This is a genomic window from Peptoniphilus senegalensis JC140, assembly GCF_000321025.1.
GTDB classification, from domain to species: Bacteria; Bacillota; Clostridia; order Tissierellales; family Peptoniphilaceae; genus Peptoniphilus_A; species Peptoniphilus_A senegalensis.
Genome location: NZ_HE610718.1, coordinates 242,021 through 260,808, shown reverse-complemented (window position 1 = coordinate 260,808; position 18,788 = coordinate 242,021). Strand labels below are relative to the sequence as shown.

Sequence of the window (18,788 nt, the reverse complement as noted above, 5' to 3'; positions counted from 1 at the left end):
AAAACCTCTGAATTCAGAGGTTTTTTACTTTCTCATATTTATTTTTCAACTGATGCTGAATAATTTTTTTCTATGGAATCGTCAAGCGTCTTTGTAAATTCGTCGTCACTTTGGTTTACATTTAGTCCTTCAGTTAAGGCTCTTGAATAAGATGCAATGACACCCCTATTTTTTCTAAGTTTTTCGTTGGCTTCATCTCTTGAATAACCGCCAGAAAGAGCAACAACTCTAACAGTTTGGTCGAAGTCATATAGGTCTTCATAAAGATTTTCGTTTTCAGGAAGAGTCAATTTAAACATTACATAATTTTCTTTGCCAAGTTTTTTTAGTCCTTCTATTAAATATTTTTTAAGAACTTCTTCGATAGCAGCTTTATCCTTAGCGTGGATGTCAACTTCTGGCTCGATAATAGGAACGAAGCCTGCATTAGAAATTTTTCTTGCATATTCAAATTGTTGATCAACAACTTTTTTAATTGATTCTTCATTTAGTTCCTTTACAACAGAACGCATCTTTGTGCCGAAAATATTTCTTTCTTTGGCATTTTCAAGAAGTTCATCAATGTGTTTGAAAGGCTTCATAAGTTGAGCACCATCTTTTTCTTCATCAAGACCTTCGTCGATTTTTAAAATTGGAACTATGCCCTTTTCTTCCCAAAGGTAGTCGCCAGTGTACTTGTCGCCTACTTTTGAATTCATTGTAACCTTAAATAAAATTGCAGCCAAAATTCTGTCTGATGTGAAAGCTTCATTTGTTATAATTCTTTTTCTCATTTCGTGGACACATTCAAACATTTCATCTTCATTTGAATAAGCATCTTCAGTCACTCCATAATTTAAAAGTGCCTTAGGTGTTGAGCCACCTGATTGGTCAAGGGCAGCTATAAATCCTTTGCCATTTTTCATTCTATCAAATTGTTCTCTATTCATTTTTACCTCCAAAGTCTAGACTTCTAATTACTTCTAATTATATAATAAGTAGACATAGTTGACAAATGACAAATTTTGAGGTGAATATGAATTATTACGCAGTTAGAGTTGGGAGAAATCCTGGCATATATAAGACTTGGGACGAATGTAAAAAAGAGACCATGGGCTTTAAGGGAGCAAGCTTTAAAAAATTCTCTAGCTTAGAAGATGCAGAGGCCTTTATAAATGAAGTTGAAGAAGAAAAAAAGGATTTAGCAGAAAAAGACGAACTCATAGTTTATGTAGACGGTTCTTATAGAAATTCTGATAAGAGTCATTCCTATGGGGTATATATGTACAATGATGAGGAAGAATATTCTTTTTCCAAAAGATTTTTCGAAGATTCAGAGATGAGAAATGTATCTGGAGAAATAAAGGGTGCAATAAAAGCTATGGAATATGCGGAGTCTATTGGAAAGAGAAAAATTTATCTTCATTATGATTACGAAGGCATAAGGTCATGGGCTCTTGGCTTTTGGAAGACAAATAAAGAGGGAACTATCGCATATAAAAAGTTTTATGATTCCATAAAAGACAAATTGGAAGTAAAATTTATAAAAGTAGAGGCACATACTGGTGTCAAGTACAACGAACTTGTGGACAAGCTTGCAAAGGAGGCAAAATGAGAAAATCTTGGGACGAATATTTTATGGAAATAACTGAAATGGTGGCAACGAGATCTACTTGCGACCGCGCATTTGTGGGTTGTGTTCTAGTAAATTCTGACAACAGAATAATTTCCACTGGCTATAATGGTTCAGTGACGGGAAACCCTCACTGCGACGAAGTTGGTCACACTATGCGTGATGGACACTGCATAGCAACTATTCACGCAGAGATGAATGCCATCTTATACTGTGCAAAGGAAGGAATTTCTGTAAAAGGTGCAAAAGCCTATGTTACACATTTCCCATGTCTTAACTGCACAAAGGCACTTATTCAAGCAGGTATCTGCGCAATTTATTATCATGAAGCTTATAGAGTTGATGATTATGCAATTGAACTCTTAAAGAAAAATAAAATACTTGTTAAACAAATCTAAAAGATATAGTTTATATAAACCAGTAATAGTGAAAACTTTTACTGGTTTTTTATTTAACTGAATTTTTTAAAATATCATTTTTACAATGGTAAAATTAAGAAATTTCTTAATTTTATTCGGTTACTTAATTTAAAAAATTAAATGATTGACAAATTAGAAATTTGATAATATAATCGTGATTGAAAAATAATTAATCGCGATTAGAATATTTTTTATGAAAGAGATGGTAGATTTATGGATGCTAAAGAAAAAAGAAAAAAGTAATGATTTATTTCATAGAAGCGACAGAAGAGCTCATGAAAGAAGATGATATTGACAAAATTTCTATAAGAAAAATTGCAAAGAGAGCAGGTTATAATAGCGCGACTCTTTATTATTACTTTGATGACTTAGAACACTTAATACTATTTGCATCAATTAGGTACTTAAGAGAGTATACGACAGCTTTAGCTAGAAAGATTAAGCCAACAATGACAACTCTTGAAAAGTATAGGACAGTTTATGAAACTTTTAACTATTATGCTTTTAGATCTCCAGTAATATTTCACAATATGTTTTTTGGGAAATATAGTCATAAACTTTTAAATGTTATAAAAGAATACTATGATATTTTTCCAGATGATCTTGAAGGTCATGAGGACCTCTTGAAAAATCTTTTGAAGCAAGGAAATATGTATTATAGGGATAAGCAGATTGTTGATGAATTAGTAAAAGAAGGAAATGTAGATACAAATAAAGTAGACATTACCCTAAAAATCCTAATAAATGTCCATCAATCTTATGTATATGAAGCAATGATTCAAGGAGATAAGTTAGATTTAGAATCACAGGAAAAATCATTTTTAGAAATCTTTGACTATCTCCTAGTTAATGCAAAATAGTGAAAGTTTACTTATGACTTAAAGATATATAAATATATACAATTTTTGGGAAAACGGTGTATTAAATTATAATCACGACTATTATTACAGTGTTTAGGAGGTATAAAAATGAAAAAATTTAAAGATAAATTCAAGAAATTCAAATCGCCTGATGCATTACTATTAATATGCATTTTAATGGCTGTTGTATCAATTTTAACTTATTTAGTCCCAGCAGGAGAATATACTAGGCTATTGGACCCTGAAACTGGCAGAGAAATGGTTGATCCAAATTCATTCCATTATATTGAAAATACACCAGTTGGTATTTGGAAGGTACTTTCTTCTGTTCATCAAGGGCTTGTTGATTCTTCTGAGATCACTTCATTTTTGTTTATTATTGGAGGAGCTTTTGGAGTACTAAACTTAACAGGAGCATTGGAAGCATTGATTTCAAGAACAGCAACGAAGTTAAAGGGCAGAGAAAAGCTTGTGGTGGTATTTTTTGTAACATTGTGGGCATTAGGAGGAGCTTTTTTAGGGAACTTCGAAGAATGTCTAGCTTTTTTACCAATGCAAATAACTTTGTGTTTAGCCTTAGGATTTGACTCTATAACAGGAGTTGCAATAGGAATATGCGGAGTTGCTGTTGGTTATATAGGTGGAGTAATGAATCCTTTCACTTTAGGAATTTCTCAACAAATAGCAGAACTACCACCATATTCTGGAATAGGTTTTAGATTAATTTTATGGGTTGTGACACTTGTTGTAACAATTGCTTATATATATAGATATGCAGACAAAATTCATAAAAATCCTCAGCTATCTTTATCATATGAAGAAGATAAGACAAGTAAATATAGAGAAGAGATTTCTACAAATATTGAATTTTCTATGAGACATAAATTGGTATTATTATCTTTTGTATTAGCTGTTGCAGGAATTGTATATGGAGTAATAAAATATCATTTTTACCTAGGGGAAATGGCAGCGGTATTTATTTTATTGACTATAGTAATAGCAATTATTTCAGGTAAACCAATAAGTGAAACAGTGAATGCTTTTGTAAATGGTGCTGCAGATTTACTATACCCTTGTTTGTGTGTGGGACTAGCAAGAGGTTTGACAATAATAATGATGGATGGTCATATACTTGATGTTATTGTACATGGTTTGACAGGATTTTTATCAAATGTTCCTTCAATAATATCTGCTCCATTATCATTTATTGTAATATCAATAATAAATTTATTTGTTCCATCTGGTTCAGGAAAAGCCGTGCTAGTTATGCCTATTTTAGTACCTATGGCAGATGTCCTTGGTATAACAAGACAAACCGTTGCATTAGCTTTTCATATGGGGGATGGAATAACAAACTTGCTTTCGCCAGCAGAAGCTACAATAATGGTTGCACTTGGAATGATGAAAATATCTTATGGAAAATGGCTTAAATGGTTCTGGAAATTAGTTTTATTATGGTATTTAATAGGCATTATAGCGTGTATTGTTGCTGTAAATATTGGCCTTGGACCATTCTAGGAGGTTATAATGAATAAATTTAATTCTATTGATGACTTAAAGGAAATTCAAGTTTTTAATAATTTTTTTAAACTCACAGAAATTCCTAGACCATCATTTAAAGAAAAGAAAGTGTCAAATTATTTAAAAAATTGGGCTGAAAAACTTAATCTTGATGTTAGACAGGACGATAATTTTAATTTATTAATATTAAAAGAGGGGCAAAATGGAGGAGAAAATAAAGAACCTCTAATTTTGCAAGCTCATTTAGATATGGTTTGTCAAAAAAAAGATGATTTTGATTTTGACTTTGACAATGATCCAATACCTGTTCAAATTGACGGAGATGAAGTTAATACAGGAGGCAAGACAACTCTTGGTGCTGATAATGGAATTGGTGTAGCAGTAATAATGTCAATTTTAGAAGATAAAGAAATGTCACACCCCCCAATTACAGCAATACTTACTACTGTGGAGGAAGATGATTTTAGCGGTGTAAATAATTTATCAAAGGATTGGATAATAGGAAATAGAGCTATCAATATTGACAATAGTAAAGATGATGAAATTATAGCAGGCAGCAATGGTGGAGCTGGAGTAACTTACTCTTTAAAAATTAATAGACAAAATAGAAAGTTTAAAAATACTTTTAAAATAAAAGTTGCTGGATTTTTAGGAGGACATTCTGGAGAAGATATAGAAAAAGGCAGAGGTAATGCTATTATAGTTTTATCTAGATTATTAGAAAAATTAAAAAATAATATAGAAATTTTAGATATTGATGGTGGTACTTTTAGACTTGCTATTCCTAGAGAAGCTTATGCAATTATAAGCACAAATATGGATAAAAATGAACTAGATAGTATTCTCAGTGAGTTTGAAAAAGGACTTCATTATGAATATAGTTCTTTTTCAGATACTATTTATGTTAATTCTGAAAATTCAAATTCTGATCAAGAAGCTATAGAATCTGAAGATTTTAACAAGATAATAAATATTATAAAATTATATCCTAATGGAGTTTTTGAAATGGATCCTAAAAATCATGTAGTTATTTCATCCAATAATTTAGGCGAAGTTAAGATTGAAGGCGATTATGTTAAATTTATTAACGAGATAAGAGCTATGGAGAAATCTCAAGTTGAATATACTTATAATAAAATTTCTACGCTTGCTCATATATATAATGGTAATCTAGAGATTTATGCAGAGTACCCAGGCTGGAGATTTAATCCTAATAGCAAATTAAGAAAGATTTATAAAGAAATTTTTGAAAAAGAACTCAATAAAAAATTAGAAATAAAAGTTTCTCCTGCTGGTTTAGAATCAGGGTATCTAATAAGCAAGAATCCTAGTCTTGATATTATTAGTGTGGGACCTAATCATACAGGCCTTCACAGTCCTTCTGAATCAGTAAATATTCCATCTGTAATAAATTTTTATGAAGCTTTTAAAGTGTTTCTAAAAGACATAGTTTAATAAGAAAATATTTTGATTATTTTATTAAAAACATAGACCTATTTAAGAAATAATAAAATTGAAAGGGCGAGGCGACTAAGGAGCTCGCCTTCTCATTAATTTTTTTATTAACAATGAATAAACATGGATTTTAACATAATATTTTTATACTATATAGTGATATGGTTCAATTAATTAACAATTTATTCTTTTGATATATCAAGATGAAGTAACTAAAAAATATGTAAATAATATTAAAAACAGATATATGATAAAGAAACTCCTGAGAATAGCTAAGAAAAATAAATGCAAAAAGTAAAATACATCTATTATCGGTATATTTAAGGACTAATGGACTAGACAATTAATTGTAAAAGCCTGATAAATATTAGGTTATTTTGATTTGGATATATAAATCACCTAATTATAAATATTTTAGGAGGGGAAAATCTCTTATAGATTAGAGGAATATTATGACTTATGAAAAAAAAGGTTATTTAGCGATATTTTCTGCTGTATTACTTTGGAGTTTGTCAGGTTTTATAGTAAAAACAGTAGATGCCAGTGCAATTTGGATAACTCTAATTAGGAGTGCAGTTGGAGGAATTTTCTTATCAGGATTTATAAGATCTAAACCAATTCATCCAAAAAAATATCTTGTTCTAGCTGCAATTTCAATGGCACTCTTTTTATTGACACTAACTATAACTACACAAATATCTACTTCAGCTATGGCAATATCTTTACAATATACAGCTCCAATGTATTTAATAATCTATAATTTTTTTAAATTTAAAAAAGTAGAAAAGAAAAATTTAGTGGTTTTTTTATTTATATTTATTGGAGTTATTATAAATATATTGGGGATTTTTAAAGAAAGAAATTATTTGGCAATGTTCACAGGTCTTGGCATAGGTTTATCTTTTGTTTTTTATTCTCAATTTTTGCAAAAAGTTAAAGAAGGCTCACCTCTTGGCATAGTTTCTGTAATAAATTTAATTTGTTGTGCCTTTTATAGTTTGCTACTTCCCTTTGACAAGGGTAATCCACCTTCAAAAATTAGTGATTTAGTTTTAATTATCTTAGCAGGAATATTAATTTCAGGTTTATCTTATGCTTTATACTCATGGGGGTTAAGACGAGTTAGATTGGAAAAGGCTGTAATAATTGGACTAGCAGAGCCAATTCTAAATCCAATATGGGTACTTCTTTTTAATGGAGAGATCCCACCTAAAAATGTAGTTTTGGGAATGGTATTTATTCTTGGCGGAGCAGTTATAGATATGTTTTCAAGTAAATATGAAGTAGAAAAGGAAAGAGAAGAAAAGAGTTAATATAATTTAATATATATAAGAAAAGCTCAAGCTAGATATAAAAGTAAAATTTTATTAGCTTGAGTTTTTTTATTAAGATAATAATTTATAAAATTTATAATACTTGTATTACATAAAGTTACTTTATTTTAATAGTGGGTACTTAATATAAATAAGCAATTTAATTTAAGAAGGAATTTTTTATAAAGGAGGAAAAATGAAAAATTTTATAAAGGAATTTAGAGAGTTTATTTCTAAGGGGAATGTTATGGACATGGCTGTTGGTGTCATCATAGGTGGTGCTTTTGGCAAAATTGTATCAAGTCTTGTTGAAAACATACTGATGCCACTTATTGGTATAATTCTTGGTGGAGTTAATTTTTCTGACTTAAGTGTTACAGTAGGTAGTGCCGAAGTTAAATACGGTGTATTTTTGCAATCAGTTTTTGATTTTCTAATAATAGCACTTGTAATCTTTATAATGATTAAGCAAATTTCAAAAGCTACTAATAAATTTAAGAAAAAAGAAGTAGAAGCTGCTCCTACAGAAAAGGTATGTCCTTTCTGTAAGTCTACTATTGCAATTGACGCAACTAGATGTCCTCACTGTACATCCGAACTTGGTAGTGAAAAATGAAAAAGTGGGGTTTAGTTCTTGAAGGTGGTGGAGCAAAGGGAGCCTATCAAGTTGGTGCTTATTTTGCTCTGATTGAAATGGGATTTAATTTTTCAAAAATTGTTGGGACAAGCATTGGTGCTTTTAATGGCGCAATGTTTTGCCAAGGAGATGCCTATGAATGCTTTAAAGCTTGGAGGAGTTTAGATTTTTCTTCTTTTGAAAATGAAATGGAAGAAATTGAAAAAGATGATGATGAGGATCTTTTAGATAAGATAAGTCAAATTTTAAAAAATCGTGAGATAAAAATTCCTGAGATAAAAAAATCCCCTGACCCACTATTTAAGTTAGTAGATAAATATATTGACGAAGAAAAAATAAGAAACTCTGATGTTGATTTTGGATTATGTACTGTCAATATATCTGATTTTAAGGTTGAAAAATTATTTAAGAAAGACATTGAAAAAGGACTTTTGAAGGATTATATAATTGCATCTTGTTATTTGCCAGTATTTAAAATGAAACCCCTTCATGGAAAATATTTTTTGGATGGAGGTTTTGCATCACAAGCGCCAGTGGATATGATTGAGAGGACAAGCATGGATGCTGTTGTAGTAAGACTTCACAATACTCCACCTAAAACTGAAATAAAGGCAAAATATATAATTAAACCAAATAAGAAGCTTGGTTCAAGTATGGACTTTAACAAAGAAAAGGCAGATGAACTTATAAAAACTGGTTATTTTGATGCTTTTAGAGAAGTCAAGGGATTAAAAGGAGAAAATTATTATATACAAGCAGTGGAAGAAGAGGAAAGTTTAAAATATATTTACAGAATTCTAAAAAGTAAATTTAAAAATTCTGAAAATGAACTTGTAAGAAAAGTATTTGAAGAATACGTTCCAAAGATTGCAGAGGAACTTGAAATGCCAGAAACTTTTAAGTACGATGATCTCCTTTACAAACTTCTTGAAAATGAAGGAGAAAAAAAGAAAATTGACAGATTTAAAATTTATACAGTTGAAGGATTTATGAGGGAAATAGAAAATGGATTTTAATGCTGATTTTGATTTGATGAGAATTAAAGCTAAACTTCAGAATAAAAGTCCTATGCCAGTGGATGTAAAAAATAGATTTTCTGTAATGATACCTTTAATAAAGAGAAGGGGAGAAATTCATCTCTTATTTGAGAAAAGAGCTCTCACTCTTAGAAATCAACCAGGAGAAATTTCCTTTCCAGGAGGCCGCATAGAAAAAAATGAGAGCCCAAGAGATGCTGCTATTAGGGAAACTTGTGAGGAACTCTTAATAGGAGATGAAGATATAGAAATTTATTCAGAGGGCGATTTTTTGGTGAATCCTTATGCAGCAATTATTTATACCTTCATAGGTGAAATAAAAAAAGATTTTTTCGAAATAAGTCCGTCAAAGTCAGAAGTGGAGAGAATTTTTACAGTGCCACTAAAATTTTTTATGGAAAACAATCCTAAATCTTATAGCCTTAATTTAAAGGTAAATAGAAGTGAAGATTTCCCCTATCATCTAATCCCTAATGGAGAAAGTTATAAATTTAAAAGGGGAAGGGAAGAGGTTCTTTTCTATGATTACAAGGGCGAAATCATCTGGGGTTTTACTGCCAAGATGGCTAGAAGATTTGTGGAAAGAATTATGCTTTAAGCTTTATAAAAATTCTATAAATGTAAAGCCAAAGTTAAAAAAGTAATAAAAAGAAATAATTTTTTATAAAATTTGAAAATATTAATAGGCTTTTCATAGAAAATAATAAAAAAAGTAAATATAATTTGTAATACAAATGTAATATTTGTCTTTGAAGCTCTAAATTTTAAGGTTTAGGGCTATTTTTATTTTACAAAAAAAGTAAAGGAAAATAATATAAATTTTAAAATGGCTAAATGCTGGGATTTATAAGATAGATTACAAATTAGTTACAAAAAATTGACAAAATAAGTTTTTTTTATTATACTTTTAAGAGGTTAGAAGAGGTTACAAAATCGTAACAATATTTACAACTTTGTAACGTTATGGAGGTTATAGAAATTGAATAGAAAAAACATTTTTCAAAATGCAAAATTTATTCTTATAGTCCTAGCTCTAGTGTCTGTCCTTACAATGGGTTTTAGCACAGTGTTAGGAAATGATGTAGAATTAAATATTAATGGAAAAACTAAAACAGTTTTTACATACGAAAAAACTGTAGGCGATTTCTTAGAAAAAGAAGGAATCATACTCAAAAATAAGGACTTTGTAAGTCCAAGTGTAGATGAAGAAATCAAAGGAGATATGAAGGTCGTTATAACAACGCCAAAATCATATCACATTAAAGATGGAAACAAGACTTTAATTGCCGAAGCAAATGGTTATACAGTTGCTGATGTACTTGAAAATCTAAATGTTAAGTTAAATAAACTTGATAGAGTTTCTCTTCCACTTGATGAAATTGCAAAAGAAGGCATGACTATTAAAATCGACAGAGTTGTAGTTGAAAATGTGGAAAACAAAATTGAAATTCCTTTTGAAATAGAAAGCCGCGAAAACGCAGAAATGTTTGAAGGAGATAAAAATGTAATCGCTAAGGGCGAAGTTGGACAAAAAGTTGAAAGCTTAAAAAACACTTATGTCAATGGAGTTCTTGAAACTACTGAAGTTGTAAAAAGTGAAATTACAAAGGATCCAGTAAAAGAAGTTGTAGAAGTTGGAACTAAAAAAGGTACAGTAGCACCTAATGGAAAAAACGCAAAGAGAGTAATTGTAATGCAAGCTACTGCCTATGATCCAACAGCTGGCTCAAAAACAGCTATGGGAACTCGTGCAAGAGTTGGTGCAGTTGCCGTTGACCCTAGGGTTATTCCACTTGGCTCAAAACTTTATATTGAATCAATGGATGGTTTTGCAAGTTATGGATATGCAACAGCAGAAGATACTGGTGGAGCAATAAAGGGAAACAGAATTGATTTATTTTACAATTCAAATGCCGAGGCAAATAGATTTGGCAGAAGAAATGTAAGAGTATATGTACTAGACTAATTAAAGTCCTGAAAGCAGGACTTTTTTTATTGCAAAAATATTTTTTCAGGGGAAATTAAAAAGGCAATAATGAAAATCTAAAAAAAATATAAAATTAGAAAAATAAGAACTTCATCATTTAAAAGAACTTTTATTTAATTTATAATATAAACGAGGATGATTTTATGAGATTAGTTGAGCATGAACTCGTTGATAGATATATTTATTATTTGCAGAGATACATCCCTTATGACAAGCAAAAAGAAGCTAGGGATGATTTTTTAGAAATTTTAAAAGATAGACTTCCAGAAATTTATACAGAAGAAGACATAAAAAAAGAATTAAATAAAATGGGCAACCCATATGAATTTGCAGCTGCTTACACAGAGGGCAGTAAATTTCTTTTAAGCGGTAAAAATTATGAGATTTTCATCGCTTTTTTGAAGGTGCTATCTATTTCTGCTCTTATTGGGATAATTTTATTTATTTTAAATTACTTCAATAGGTTTGTCAGCACAAATTTATATGAGTTATTAAAGACACTTGTTATTAGTATTTTTGTCTTGAGTCTACTTCCTTCATGGATTAGTGAAAAAATTAAGACGACAAAAATTTTAAAGGCACTTACAGAGAATTGGGACATAGAAAATCTCTATGAAAACAAGGATTTTAAAATAGAAAAGTACCAAATTGGACTATTAATAATAAATTTTTCCATGTATTTTATGTTACAGACTTATATACTTACAGCTAGCATAAATATTTCCATAGTTACTTACACCTTTGTAATGGTTTTATTTTTTATCAATGTCCTTGCTGTAAATTTAAAATTTTCAGAAAACACACTTGTATCAAAATTCATCTACCTAGAATTATTTGTAGATGTCTTTACAATTTTAAGTCTTTTTATTATGACAAACTACTTCTTGCCAAGAGTTTTTATAATAAAAATTATAATGCTAGTGAGTGTAATTAATTTAATTTTAAATATTTATAATATTTCTAAGAGCAAAAATATTTTGCTATCGCGAAAAAAGAGAAAAAAAATAAATATAAGAGAAGAAACAAAAAAGACAGAGAAAACTTTTAAAGTCTCCCTGTCTTTTTTATTTTAATTTAAAATTTATGCTAGATTTTCATTTAAATATTTAATAATATCTAGTGATTCATAAAGTGGTTTTTCGCCAATAAATAGACATGGCACTTGTTTTTTGCCACCCTTTTCAATTAAATATTCACGAGCTTCTTTGTCTTCGTCAATATTTTTTATTTCTACAGAGTCAATGCCCTTTTCTTCCATGAAAGATTCAACTTTTTTACAAAATGGGCAAGTAGTTCCTACATATAGTGTTAATTTTTCCATAATATCCCTCCAAAATAGATTTACCCAATTAATGGCAAAGAAAACAAGGGCAGTATTTAAAAGAAGGGTATTTTTTGATATAATAACATAGATTCGAGGTGATATTGTGGGATTTTTTGACAGTCTCGATGGCAATGTAAATGAAATTATGGAAAATTTAAATTATTTAAAGAAAAAAATTGTAAGTGAATCACAAGAAATTAAAAAGACGGCAAGATTAAAGTACGAAATTTTAAATGAAGAGAGAAAATTATCTGAACTTTTTGAAGCTCTTGGTCGTCATGAATATAATATTTTAAAGGAAATAAAGTCAGATCTCGATGTTGATGAGACTTTAAGAGAAATTGAAAGGCACAAGGCTAGACTTTCTTCCCTAAAAATGGGTCTTGATGCAATTGATAGTTCTGGAACTATTTTTAAAGGTGATTTAAAAAAGGATCTAGACAAAAATTTTCAAAAAAGTGATTTTTCTGGACTTTATGTGGAAAAAGATTTTTACAAAGAAAATAATTTAGAAAGAGATGAAGGCTCCATAATTTTTATAGAAGAAGATGAAGATGAAAATAGATAAAAAATTTATTGATATAGATGGAATTAAAACTGCATATATAAAGAGAGAAGGCGGCGAAAAAACTGCTGTAATTCTTCATGGTTGGGGCGCATATATTGAATCAATTATGCCGATTTTTAATGCCATACCAGAAAACTACACAGTTTATGCCTATGATGCACCAGGCTTTGGAGATTCTGAAAATCCAAAAGAAGTCATGGGGACCTATGATTATTATGAATTTCTCTTAAAATTTTTAGAGAAATTTAATATAAAGAAGGCGACTTTTCTTGGTCACTCCTTTGGAGGTAAAACTCTTACTATTTTGGGAGCGAGAAATAAGGATTTAATAGATAAACTTGTAATAATTGATGCATCTGGAGTTCTTCCAAAGAGAAAACTTTCTTATTACACTAAAGTATATTCCTTTAAGGCGGCAAAAAAATTATATATGTTAACTCATGGAAATAATGAGAAAGCCATGGCGAAATTTTATAAAAATCGCGGCTCTGATGATTACCAGGCAGCAGATGGAATTATGAGAAAATGCTTTGTAAAAGTTGTAAATGAATCTACAAGAGATGAGTTTAAAAATATTGATGCAGAAACTCTTCTTATTTGGGGCGATAAAGACGAAGCAACACCACTTTATATGGGAAAAATTTTTGAGGAAGAGATAAAAAATTCTGGACTTGTTGTCTTAGAAGACGCTGGTCACTATTCTTATCTTGACAAGTTTTCTCAGTTTAGTGCAGTTATTAATTCATTTTTAGATTAGGAGATTTTAATGGAATATTTTTTAGAGAGATTACCAATTTACTTAATAGATTTTTTAGTGATTTGCCTAGCACTGTATTATTCTCTAATTAGGAGCAATTTTCCAATTCACATGCTTCAATTAGAAGGCTATGACAATGATGAATACAAAATATTTTTAAAAGATAACAAGGAAAAGATGAATAAATTAGTCTATAAGCTTGAGAAAAATCAAAAAACCCCCATAGTTTGGACTGATAGGGCAAAAAGACTTTTAAAAAAACACAAGCTTGTAAATTACATTTTCTTTGTGCTTGTAGTTGTAATTTCACTAGTCTTATTTGACTTAACAAAATCTTATGTGATTTCAGTTATTTCAACACTTGTACTTTCATTTTTAATTTATTTTTTCCAATACAGACTTTTGATTTTAACAAATAAGTGGGCAAAACCTACTGAAGATAGAATCAACATGGGCTTTTATACTTCTGCCCAAGAAAAAATAAAGAAATTCAAAAAAGAAAATGACTTAAAGGTCCTTGGCATAACAGGATCCTTTGGTAAAACTTCTGTAAAATTTATATCTGATACAATTTTATCTGAAGGACTAAGGGTTAAAAACACGCCATCTTCCTTTAACACACCTATGGGACTTTCAAAAATTATAAATAACGAACTTGAAAGTGACAGAGAAGTTTTTATTGCAGAACTTGGAGCCAAAGTGCCAGGAGAAATTCACGAAGTAGCACAGCTTGTCCAACCAGACATTGGAATAATTACAGCTATTGGACCAACTCACATGCATCTCTTTAAGACAATAGAAAATATTCAAAAGACTAAGTATGAGTTAATAGAAGATCTGCCAGAAGATGGAATTGCAATTTTTAATTACGACAACGATTATGTAAAACCTCTTGCAGATAAGACTAAAAAGAAAACTTATAGATATGGCACAAAGGATTTTGACAAGCTAGATGTCTATGCTGACGAAATAGAAGTAAATGAAGAAGGGTCAAAATTTATGCTGCACATAAAGGGAGTAGGCGAAATAAAATGCGAGACAAGGCTTCTTGGTCTTCACAATATTTCAAACCTACTTGCAGCAGCAACAGCGGCTCATGTACTTGGACTTAGCCTTGAAGAAATTCAAAGGGGCATAAAAAAAGTTGAGCCAGTGGAACACAGACTTTCACTTATACCATCAAGTAATGGCACAATAATAATTGACGATGCCTTTAATTCAAATCCAGTTGGCTTTAGGGCAGCACTTGATGTTTTAAGAGAATTTAAAGACCACAGAAAAATTATTATTACACCAGGCATGGTTGAACTTGGCGCCATGGAAGAAGAGGAAAATAGAAAAATAGGCGAAGTAATGGCAGATGTAATAGATTTTCCAATTTTAGTTGGCAAAAAGAGAACTATGCCAATTTATGAAGGTTTAAAAAATAAAAGTTTTAATGAAGATAATATTTATAGAGTCTCTTCGCTAGCAGAAGCTACTGAAGTGCTTGCAAAAATTTCTGTGCCGGGAGATGTCGTTCTCTTTGAAAATGACCTACCTGACAACTACAATGAGGAGTGAGAAAATGGAAAATATAGGAGTAATCTTCGGAGGAAGATCCGTTGAACACGAAGTTTCTGTAATCACAGGAATGCAAATTATTGAAAATATGGATAAGACAAAGTACAATCCTATTCCAATTTATATTACAAAGAGCGGCAAATTTTTATCTGGCGAAAGTTTAAAAAATTTTAAAGCCTACAAGAACCAAGACTTTCATGATGGAGTTGAAGTTTTCTTTAAGCCAATTTACGGCGACAAAAATCTTTACTGCATTAAGCACAATGAAAAGAAATTATTTAAGCCAGAATATGATTCTGTTGAAGTTTTTGAAAAAATTGACGCAATATTTTTTGCCCTTCATGGAACTTTTGGCGAAGATGGATGTACTCAAGGTCTTTTTGAACTTATGGGCATGCCTTACACTGGCTGTGGAGTAATGTCTGCTGCTGTTGGTATGGATAAAGTTGTCATGAGAAAAGTTTTTGAATCAGAAAATATTCCAATGACAAAATATAAGTATTTTTACAAAGATGAGCTTAAAAATTTACAAAATGTTGTTGAAAAGTGCAAGGATTTGAAATATCCTCTATTTGTAAAGCCAGCAAATTTAGGTTCCTCTATTGGAATTTCAAGAGTAGAAAATGCCCTTGACCTTTCAAAGGCACTTGAAGTTGCATCACATTTTGATAGAAAAATAATCGTGGAAGAAGCAGTGGTAAATCCTAGGGAAATTAATGTTGCAGTCCTTGGTTATGAAAATGACCTTGAAGTTTCTGCAGCTGAAGAACCTCTTGGCTTTAAAGATCTTTTAAAATACGAAGACAAATATGTTTCTGGCTCTAAGGGAGCAAAATCTTCACAAAAACACCAAAATAAAAAACTTCCAGCAGAACTAAAACCAGAACTTGAAAAGGAAATTAAAGACCTTGCCAAGAAAAGTTTTTCTGCAATTGACGGAGCAGGTGTTGCAAGAATTGACTTTTTAGTTGATGGCGATGTGGCCTATGTCAATGAAATAAACACCCTTCCTGGTTCTATTGCCTTTTACCTCTATGAAGTTAATGGTCTAAAGATAAAGGATTTAATTTCAAAATTAATTGAACTAGGTAAACTTAGATACAGCGAAAGATCAGAAAACAGCTATTCCATCGATTCAAATTTATTTAATATGACAAGTTATGGAGCAAAGATTTAATGATTAAAGAAAAGATTTTAGAAATTATCGAAAAGACAACACCAAGGTCAAGAGAGGAACTCCTTAAATTTTTTAAAATTAAAAATAAAGAAAAGAAGCAGTTTTTAAAAATAATTGAAGAACTTGAAAGTGAAGGACTTATTTTTGAAGACAGCAGAAAAAAATATAGATTTGTTGATAATGAAAAATTCTTTTATGGAAAACTTCAAACAAATGCCAAGGGTTTTGGATTTTTGATAAGTAAAAATCTTGACGAAGACATTTATATATCAAAAAATAATTTAAACTTCGCACTAAATGGCGATGAAGTCATTGTGAGAAGGTACAAAGACTCCTTTGGAGATAAACCAGAGGGAAAGGTCCTTACCATAGTAAAAAGAGTGAACACAAAATTTGTTGGAGTCTTTCAAAATAAGAGAGATTTTGGTTTTGTAATCACTGATGAAAGCAAAATGGCAATGGATATTTACATTCCAAAGAAAAAAATAAATGGGGCAAGAAATGGTCAAAAGGTTGTTGTAAAAATTGAAAAATGGCCAGAGGCAAATAAAAAACCTGAAGGGCGAATTGTAGAAATTTTAGGCTATCCCGATGACCCTCATGTTGACATAATGTCTGTTGCAGCAGCCCTTGATCTTCCTATGGAATTTAATAAGGCAGCTCTATCTGAAGCAAAAAGCCTGCCACAAGAAGTTTCTCCTGATGAAATAAAGGGAAGGCGAGATTTTAGAGATCTTCTAACTTTTACAATTGATGGTGCAGATTCAAAGGACTTTGATGATGCCATTTCCCTTGAAATTTCTAAAAATGGATCTTATATTTTGGGAGTTCACATTGCCGATGTGGCTCATTATGTTGAAGAGCTTGGCGCACTTGATGAAGAGGCCTTTAAGAGGGGCAACTCAGTTTATTTATTAAATAAAGTAATACCCATGCTACCCTTTGAACTTTCCAACGGCATTTGCTCCCTTAACGAGGGCGTAGATAGGTTAACTCTTTCTGTCATTGTAGAAATTGACAAAGAGGGAAATGTAAAAAAATATGACATCTGTGAATCTGTTATTAATTCAAATAAAAGACTAGTTTATGAAAATGTATCTGACTATTTGGAAAAAAATATAGTTCACGAATCTATTGTTGGATTAGAAAAAACCCTAGACAAAATGTTTGAGCTTTCAAAAATTTTGCAAAAGAAGAGAGAAGAAGGCGGCGCCATTGACTTTGACATACCAGAAGTCATTATAGAAGTTGATGAGAAAGGTTGGCCACAAAATATTCACAAGAGAGACAGAAGAACAGCCAATAAGCTAATTGAAGACTTTATGTTAATGGCAAATGTCTGCGTGGCTAAAGAATATTATTTTAAACACATTCCATTTTTATATAGAATTCACGAAAGACCTAAGGAAGAAAAAATTTCAGAACTTAATTCTTACCTTAGACCTTTAGGTTACATGATAAACTTTGATGAAAAAGTTGAGCCTAAGGATGTGCAAAAGGTTCTTGAAAAGGCAAAGGGATCTAAAGAAGAGATGTTTATTTCAACTATGACCCTTCGCTCTATGACTAAGGCAAGATATTCTGAAATAAATGACATTCACTTTGGTCTAGCCTTTGATTACTATTCACACTTCACGTCTCCTATAAGAAGATATGCTGATTTAACAATTCACAGAATTATAAAAAAACATCTAAAGGGAAAACTTTCTGGAGGCATAATAAAAAATTTAAAGGTAATTTTGCCAGAAATTGCAGAGCAAGTTTCTAGGACAGAAAAAATTGCTCAAGATGCAGAAAGACAAGTTGAAGATATTAAAATGGCAGAGTATATGTCTGAACGTCTTGGCGAAAGATATGATGGTAGAGTTTCTAGCATCACAAATTTTGGAATTTTTGTTGAGCTAGATAATTTAATTGAAGGTCTTGTTAGCTACAAATCTATGGATGGTTATTACGAATTTGACATAGACCATTACAAGGCTGTGGACTATGATACAAAAAATGAATTTCACATTGGCGACGAAGTTAGAATTGAAGTTGTAAATGTGGACCTAAATATGGGGAACATTGATTTTAAATTAGTAGGTGATGAAGATGAGTAAAGAAAAAGATAATGCAATAGCCAATAATAAAAAGGCAAGCCATCTTTATTTTATCGAAGACACTTATGAAGCTGGCATTGAACTTTTTGGCACTGAAGTTAAATCAATTAGAGCAGGTCAGGTAAATATAAAAGATTCCTACTGCGACATAAATAAGGGCGAGATTTTTGTCTATGGCATGCACATTTCTCCCTACGAACAGGGAAATATTTATAATGTAGACCCTATGAGAAAGAGAAAACTCTTGATGCACAAAAGTGAAATTCTTCGCTTGGAAAAAGTTAAAACTCAAGATGGCTACACAATTATCCCCTTAAAAGTTTATTTATCTCGTGGAAAGGTAAAAGTCTTAATTGCCAAGGCAAAGGGTAAAAAACTTTGGGACAAGAGAGAGACAATTAAGAAAAAAGAAGTAGATAAAAAACTTCGCCAAGCTACAGTGTATTAAAATTTTTA

At 30.8% G+C, this 18,788-nt stretch carries 19 protein-coding genes; 17 read left to right on the top strand and 2 right to left on the bottom strand.

The window, feature by feature from the left end:
• Positions 1 to 38: 38 nt before the first annotated feature.
• A complete protein-coding gene (locus PTSHG_RS05495) occupies positions 39 to 929 on the bottom strand; it encodes a fructose bisphosphate aldolase (RefSeq protein WP_019107887.1) in 891 nt (296 codons plus the stop codon).
• Positions 930 to 1,015: 86 nt separating this feature from the next.
• Between PTSHG_RS05495 and PTSHG_RS05490 the strand changes: the two genes are divergently transcribed.
• From PTSHG_RS05490 to PTSHG_RS05440, 11 genes are all read left to right on the top strand, one after another.
• Entirely contained in the window at positions 1,016 to 1,594 is a 579-nt protein-coding gene (locus PTSHG_RS05490) for a ribonuclease H1 domain-containing protein (protein ID WP_019107886.1), read from the top strand.
• Positions 1,591 to 2,010, top strand: a complete 420-nt coding sequence (locus PTSHG_RS05485; RefSeq protein WP_019107885.1) for a deoxycytidylate deaminase — start codon at positions 1,591 to 1,593, stop codon at positions 2,008 to 2,010. Before PTSHG_RS05490 ends, PTSHG_RS05485 begins: the two co-directional genes overlap by 4 nt.
• Before the next feature lie 263 nt (positions 2,011 to 2,273).
• Positions 2,274 to 2,891 carry a TetR/AcrR family transcriptional regulator gene (locus PTSHG_RS05480; RefSeq protein ID WP_026088849.1) on the top strand — a complete coding sequence of 206 codons (618 nt, stop codon included), beginning with the start codon at positions 2,274 to 2,276 and terminating at the stop codon, positions 2,889 to 2,891.
• A gap of 108 nt (positions 2,892 to 2,999) precedes the next feature.
• The gene (locus PTSHG_RS05475; protein ID WP_019107883.1) at positions 3,000 to 4,409 is read left to right on the top strand and encodes a YfcC family protein; all 1,410 of its coding nucleotides are present in this window, start codon (positions 3,000 to 3,002) and stop codon (positions 4,407 to 4,409) included.
• Between the two features lie 9 nt (positions 4,410 to 4,418).
• The gene (gene pepD / locus PTSHG_RS05470; RefSeq protein ID WP_019107882.1) at positions 4,419 to 5,867 is read left to right on the top strand and encodes a beta-Ala-His dipeptidase; all 1,449 of its coding nucleotides are present in this window, start codon (positions 4,419 to 4,421) and stop codon (positions 5,865 to 5,867) included.
• 452 nt (positions 5,868 to 6,319) lie between these two features.
• Positions 6,320 to 7,180, top strand: a complete 861-nt coding sequence (locus PTSHG_RS05465; RefSeq protein ID WP_019107881.1) for a DMT family transporter — start codon at positions 6,320 to 6,322, stop codon at positions 7,178 to 7,180.
• 196 nt (positions 7,181 to 7,376) lie between these two features.
• Positions 7,377 to 7,796 (top strand): large conductance mechanosensitive channel protein MscL, encoded by a 420-nt coding sequence (gene mscL, locus PTSHG_RS05460; RefSeq protein ID WP_019107880.1) that lies wholly within the window; start codon positions 7,377 to 7,379, stop codon positions 7,794 to 7,796.
• Entirely contained in the window at positions 7,793 to 8,833 is a 1,041-nt protein-coding gene (locus PTSHG_RS05455) for a patatin-like phospholipase family protein (protein WP_019107879.1), read from the top strand. Before mscL ends, PTSHG_RS05455 begins: the two co-directional genes overlap by 4 nt.
• Complete coding sequence (locus PTSHG_RS05450) at positions 8,823 to 9,452, top strand: NUDIX hydrolase (protein ID WP_019107878.1); 630 nt, start codon at positions 8,823 to 8,825, stop codon at positions 9,450 to 9,452. The genes PTSHG_RS05455 and PTSHG_RS05450 overlap by 11 nt, the downstream gene beginning before the upstream one ends.
• Before the next feature lie 381 nt (positions 9,453 to 9,833).
• Complete coding sequence (locus PTSHG_RS05445; RefSeq protein ID WP_019107877.1) at positions 9,834 to 10,820, top strand: resuscitation-promoting factor; 987 nt, start codon at positions 9,834 to 9,836, stop codon at positions 10,818 to 10,820.
• Between the two features lie 164 nt (positions 10,821 to 10,984).
• Positions 10,985 to 11,914, top strand: coding sequence for a hypothetical protein (locus PTSHG_RS05440; RefSeq protein WP_019107876.1), 930 nt, complete (start codon positions 10,985 to 10,987; stop codon positions 11,912 to 11,914).
• A gap of 8 nt (positions 11,915 to 11,922) precedes the next feature.
• Here PTSHG_RS05440 and PTSHG_RS05435 read toward each other — a convergent pair whose 3' ends face one another.
• Positions 11,923 to 12,162 (bottom strand): glutaredoxin family protein, encoded by a 240-nt coding sequence (locus PTSHG_RS05435; protein WP_019107875.1) that lies wholly within the window; start codon positions 12,160 to 12,162, stop codon positions 11,923 to 11,925.
• 106 nt (positions 12,163 to 12,268) lie between these two features.
• On the opposite strand from PTSHG_RS05435, the gene PTSHG_RS05430 reads away from it, so the two are divergent.
• The 6 genes from PTSHG_RS05430 to smpB are packed head-to-tail and all read left to right on the top strand — an operon-like array spanning position 12,269 to position 18,780.
• Positions 12,269 to 12,733 (top strand): hypothetical protein, encoded by a 465-nt coding sequence (locus PTSHG_RS05430; RefSeq protein WP_019107874.1) that lies wholly within the window; start codon positions 12,269 to 12,271, stop codon positions 12,731 to 12,733.
• Positions 12,720 to 13,490 carry an alpha/beta fold hydrolase gene (locus tag PTSHG_RS05425; RefSeq protein ID WP_019107873.1) on the top strand — a complete coding sequence of 257 codons (771 nt, stop codon included), beginning with the start codon at positions 12,720 to 12,722 and terminating at the stop codon, positions 13,488 to 13,490. The genes PTSHG_RS05430 and PTSHG_RS05425 overlap by 14 nt, the downstream gene beginning before the upstream one ends.
• A gap of 9 nt (positions 13,491 to 13,499) precedes the next feature.
• Entirely contained in the window at positions 13,500 to 15,053 is a 1,554-nt protein-coding gene (locus PTSHG_RS05420; RefSeq protein WP_019107872.1) for a UDP-N-acetylmuramoyl-tripeptide--D-alanyl-D-alanine ligase, read from the top strand.
• A 4-nt stretch (positions 15,054 to 15,057) separates the two neighbouring features.
• A complete protein-coding gene (locus tag PTSHG_RS05415; protein WP_019107871.1) occupies positions 15,058 to 16,230 on the top strand; it encodes a D-alanine--D-alanine ligase family protein in 1,173 nt (390 codons plus the stop codon).
• Positions 16,230 to 18,332, top strand: coding sequence for a ribonuclease R (gene rnr / locus PTSHG_RS05410; protein WP_019107870.1), 2,103 nt, complete (start codon positions 16,230 to 16,232; stop codon positions 18,330 to 18,332). The genes PTSHG_RS05415 and rnr overlap by 1 nt, the downstream gene beginning before the upstream one ends.
• Positions 18,325 to 18,780: an SsrA-binding protein SmpB gene (gene smpB / locus PTSHG_RS05405; RefSeq protein ID WP_019107869.1), complete on the top strand. Its 456-nt coding sequence runs from the start codon at positions 18,325 to 18,327 to the stop codon at positions 18,778 to 18,780. Before rnr ends, smpB begins: the two co-directional genes overlap by 8 nt.
• Positions 18,781 to 18,788: the final 8 nt, after the last annotated feature.

Excerpts from the sequence above, each read along its gene's own strand:
- PTSHG_RS05495 (WP_019107887.1), bottom strand. The coding sequence starts at position 929 with ATGAATAGAGAACAATTTGATAGAATGAAAAATGGCAAAGGATTTATA.
- PTSHG_RS05490 (WP_019107886.1), top strand. The coding sequence starts at position 1,016 with ATGAATTATTACGCAGTTAGAGTTGGGAGAAATCCTGGCATATATAAG.
- PTSHG_RS05485 (WP_019107885.1), top strand. The coding sequence starts at position 1,591 with ATGAGAAAATCTTGGGACGAATATTTTATGGAAATAACTGAAATGGTG.
- PTSHG_RS05480 (WP_026088849.1), top strand. The coding sequence starts at position 2,274 with ATGATTTATTTCATAGAAGCGACAGAAGAGCTCATGAAAGAAGATGAT.
- PTSHG_RS05475 (WP_019107883.1), top strand. The coding sequence starts at position 3,000 with ATGAAAAAATTTAAAGATAAATTCAAGAAATTCAAATCGCCTGATGCA.
- pepD (WP_019107882.1), top strand. The coding sequence starts at position 4,419 with ATGAATAAATTTAATTCTATTGATGACTTAAAGGAAATTCAAGTTTTT.
- PTSHG_RS05465 (WP_019107881.1), top strand. The coding sequence starts at position 6,320 with ATGACTTATGAAAAAAAAGGTTATTTAGCGATATTTTCTGCTGTATTA.
- mscL (WP_019107880.1), top strand. The coding sequence starts at position 7,377 with ATGAAAAATTTTATAAAGGAATTTAGAGAGTTTATTTCTAAGGGGAAT.
- PTSHG_RS05455 (WP_019107879.1), top strand. The coding sequence starts at position 7,793 with ATGAAAAAGTGGGGTTTAGTTCTTGAAGGTGGTGGAGCAAAGGGAGCC.
- PTSHG_RS05450 (WP_019107878.1), top strand. The coding sequence starts at position 8,823 with ATGGATTTTAATGCTGATTTTGATTTGATGAGAATTAAAGCTAAACTT.
- PTSHG_RS05440 (WP_019107876.1), top strand. The coding sequence starts at position 10,985 with ATGAGATTAGTTGAGCATGAACTCGTTGATAGATATATTTATTATTTG.
- PTSHG_RS05435 (WP_019107875.1), bottom strand. The coding sequence starts at position 12,162 with ATGGAAAAATTAACACTATATGTAGGAACTACTTGCCCATTTTGTAAA.
- PTSHG_RS05425 (WP_019107873.1), top strand. The coding sequence starts at position 12,720 with ATGAAAATAGATAAAAAATTTATTGATATAGATGGAATTAAAACTGCA.
- PTSHG_RS05420 (WP_019107872.1), top strand. The coding sequence starts at position 13,500 with ATGGAATATTTTTTAGAGAGATTACCAATTTACTTAATAGATTTTTTA.
- PTSHG_RS05415 (WP_019107871.1), top strand. The coding sequence starts at position 15,058 with ATGGAAAATATAGGAGTAATCTTCGGAGGAAGATCCGTTGAACACGAA.
- rnr (WP_019107870.1), top strand. The coding sequence starts at position 16,230 with ATGATTAAAGAAAAGATTTTAGAAATTATCGAAAAGACAACACCAAGG.
- smpB (WP_019107869.1), top strand. The coding sequence starts at position 18,325 with ATGAGTAAAGAAAAAGATAATGCAATAGCCAATAATAAAAAGGCAAGC.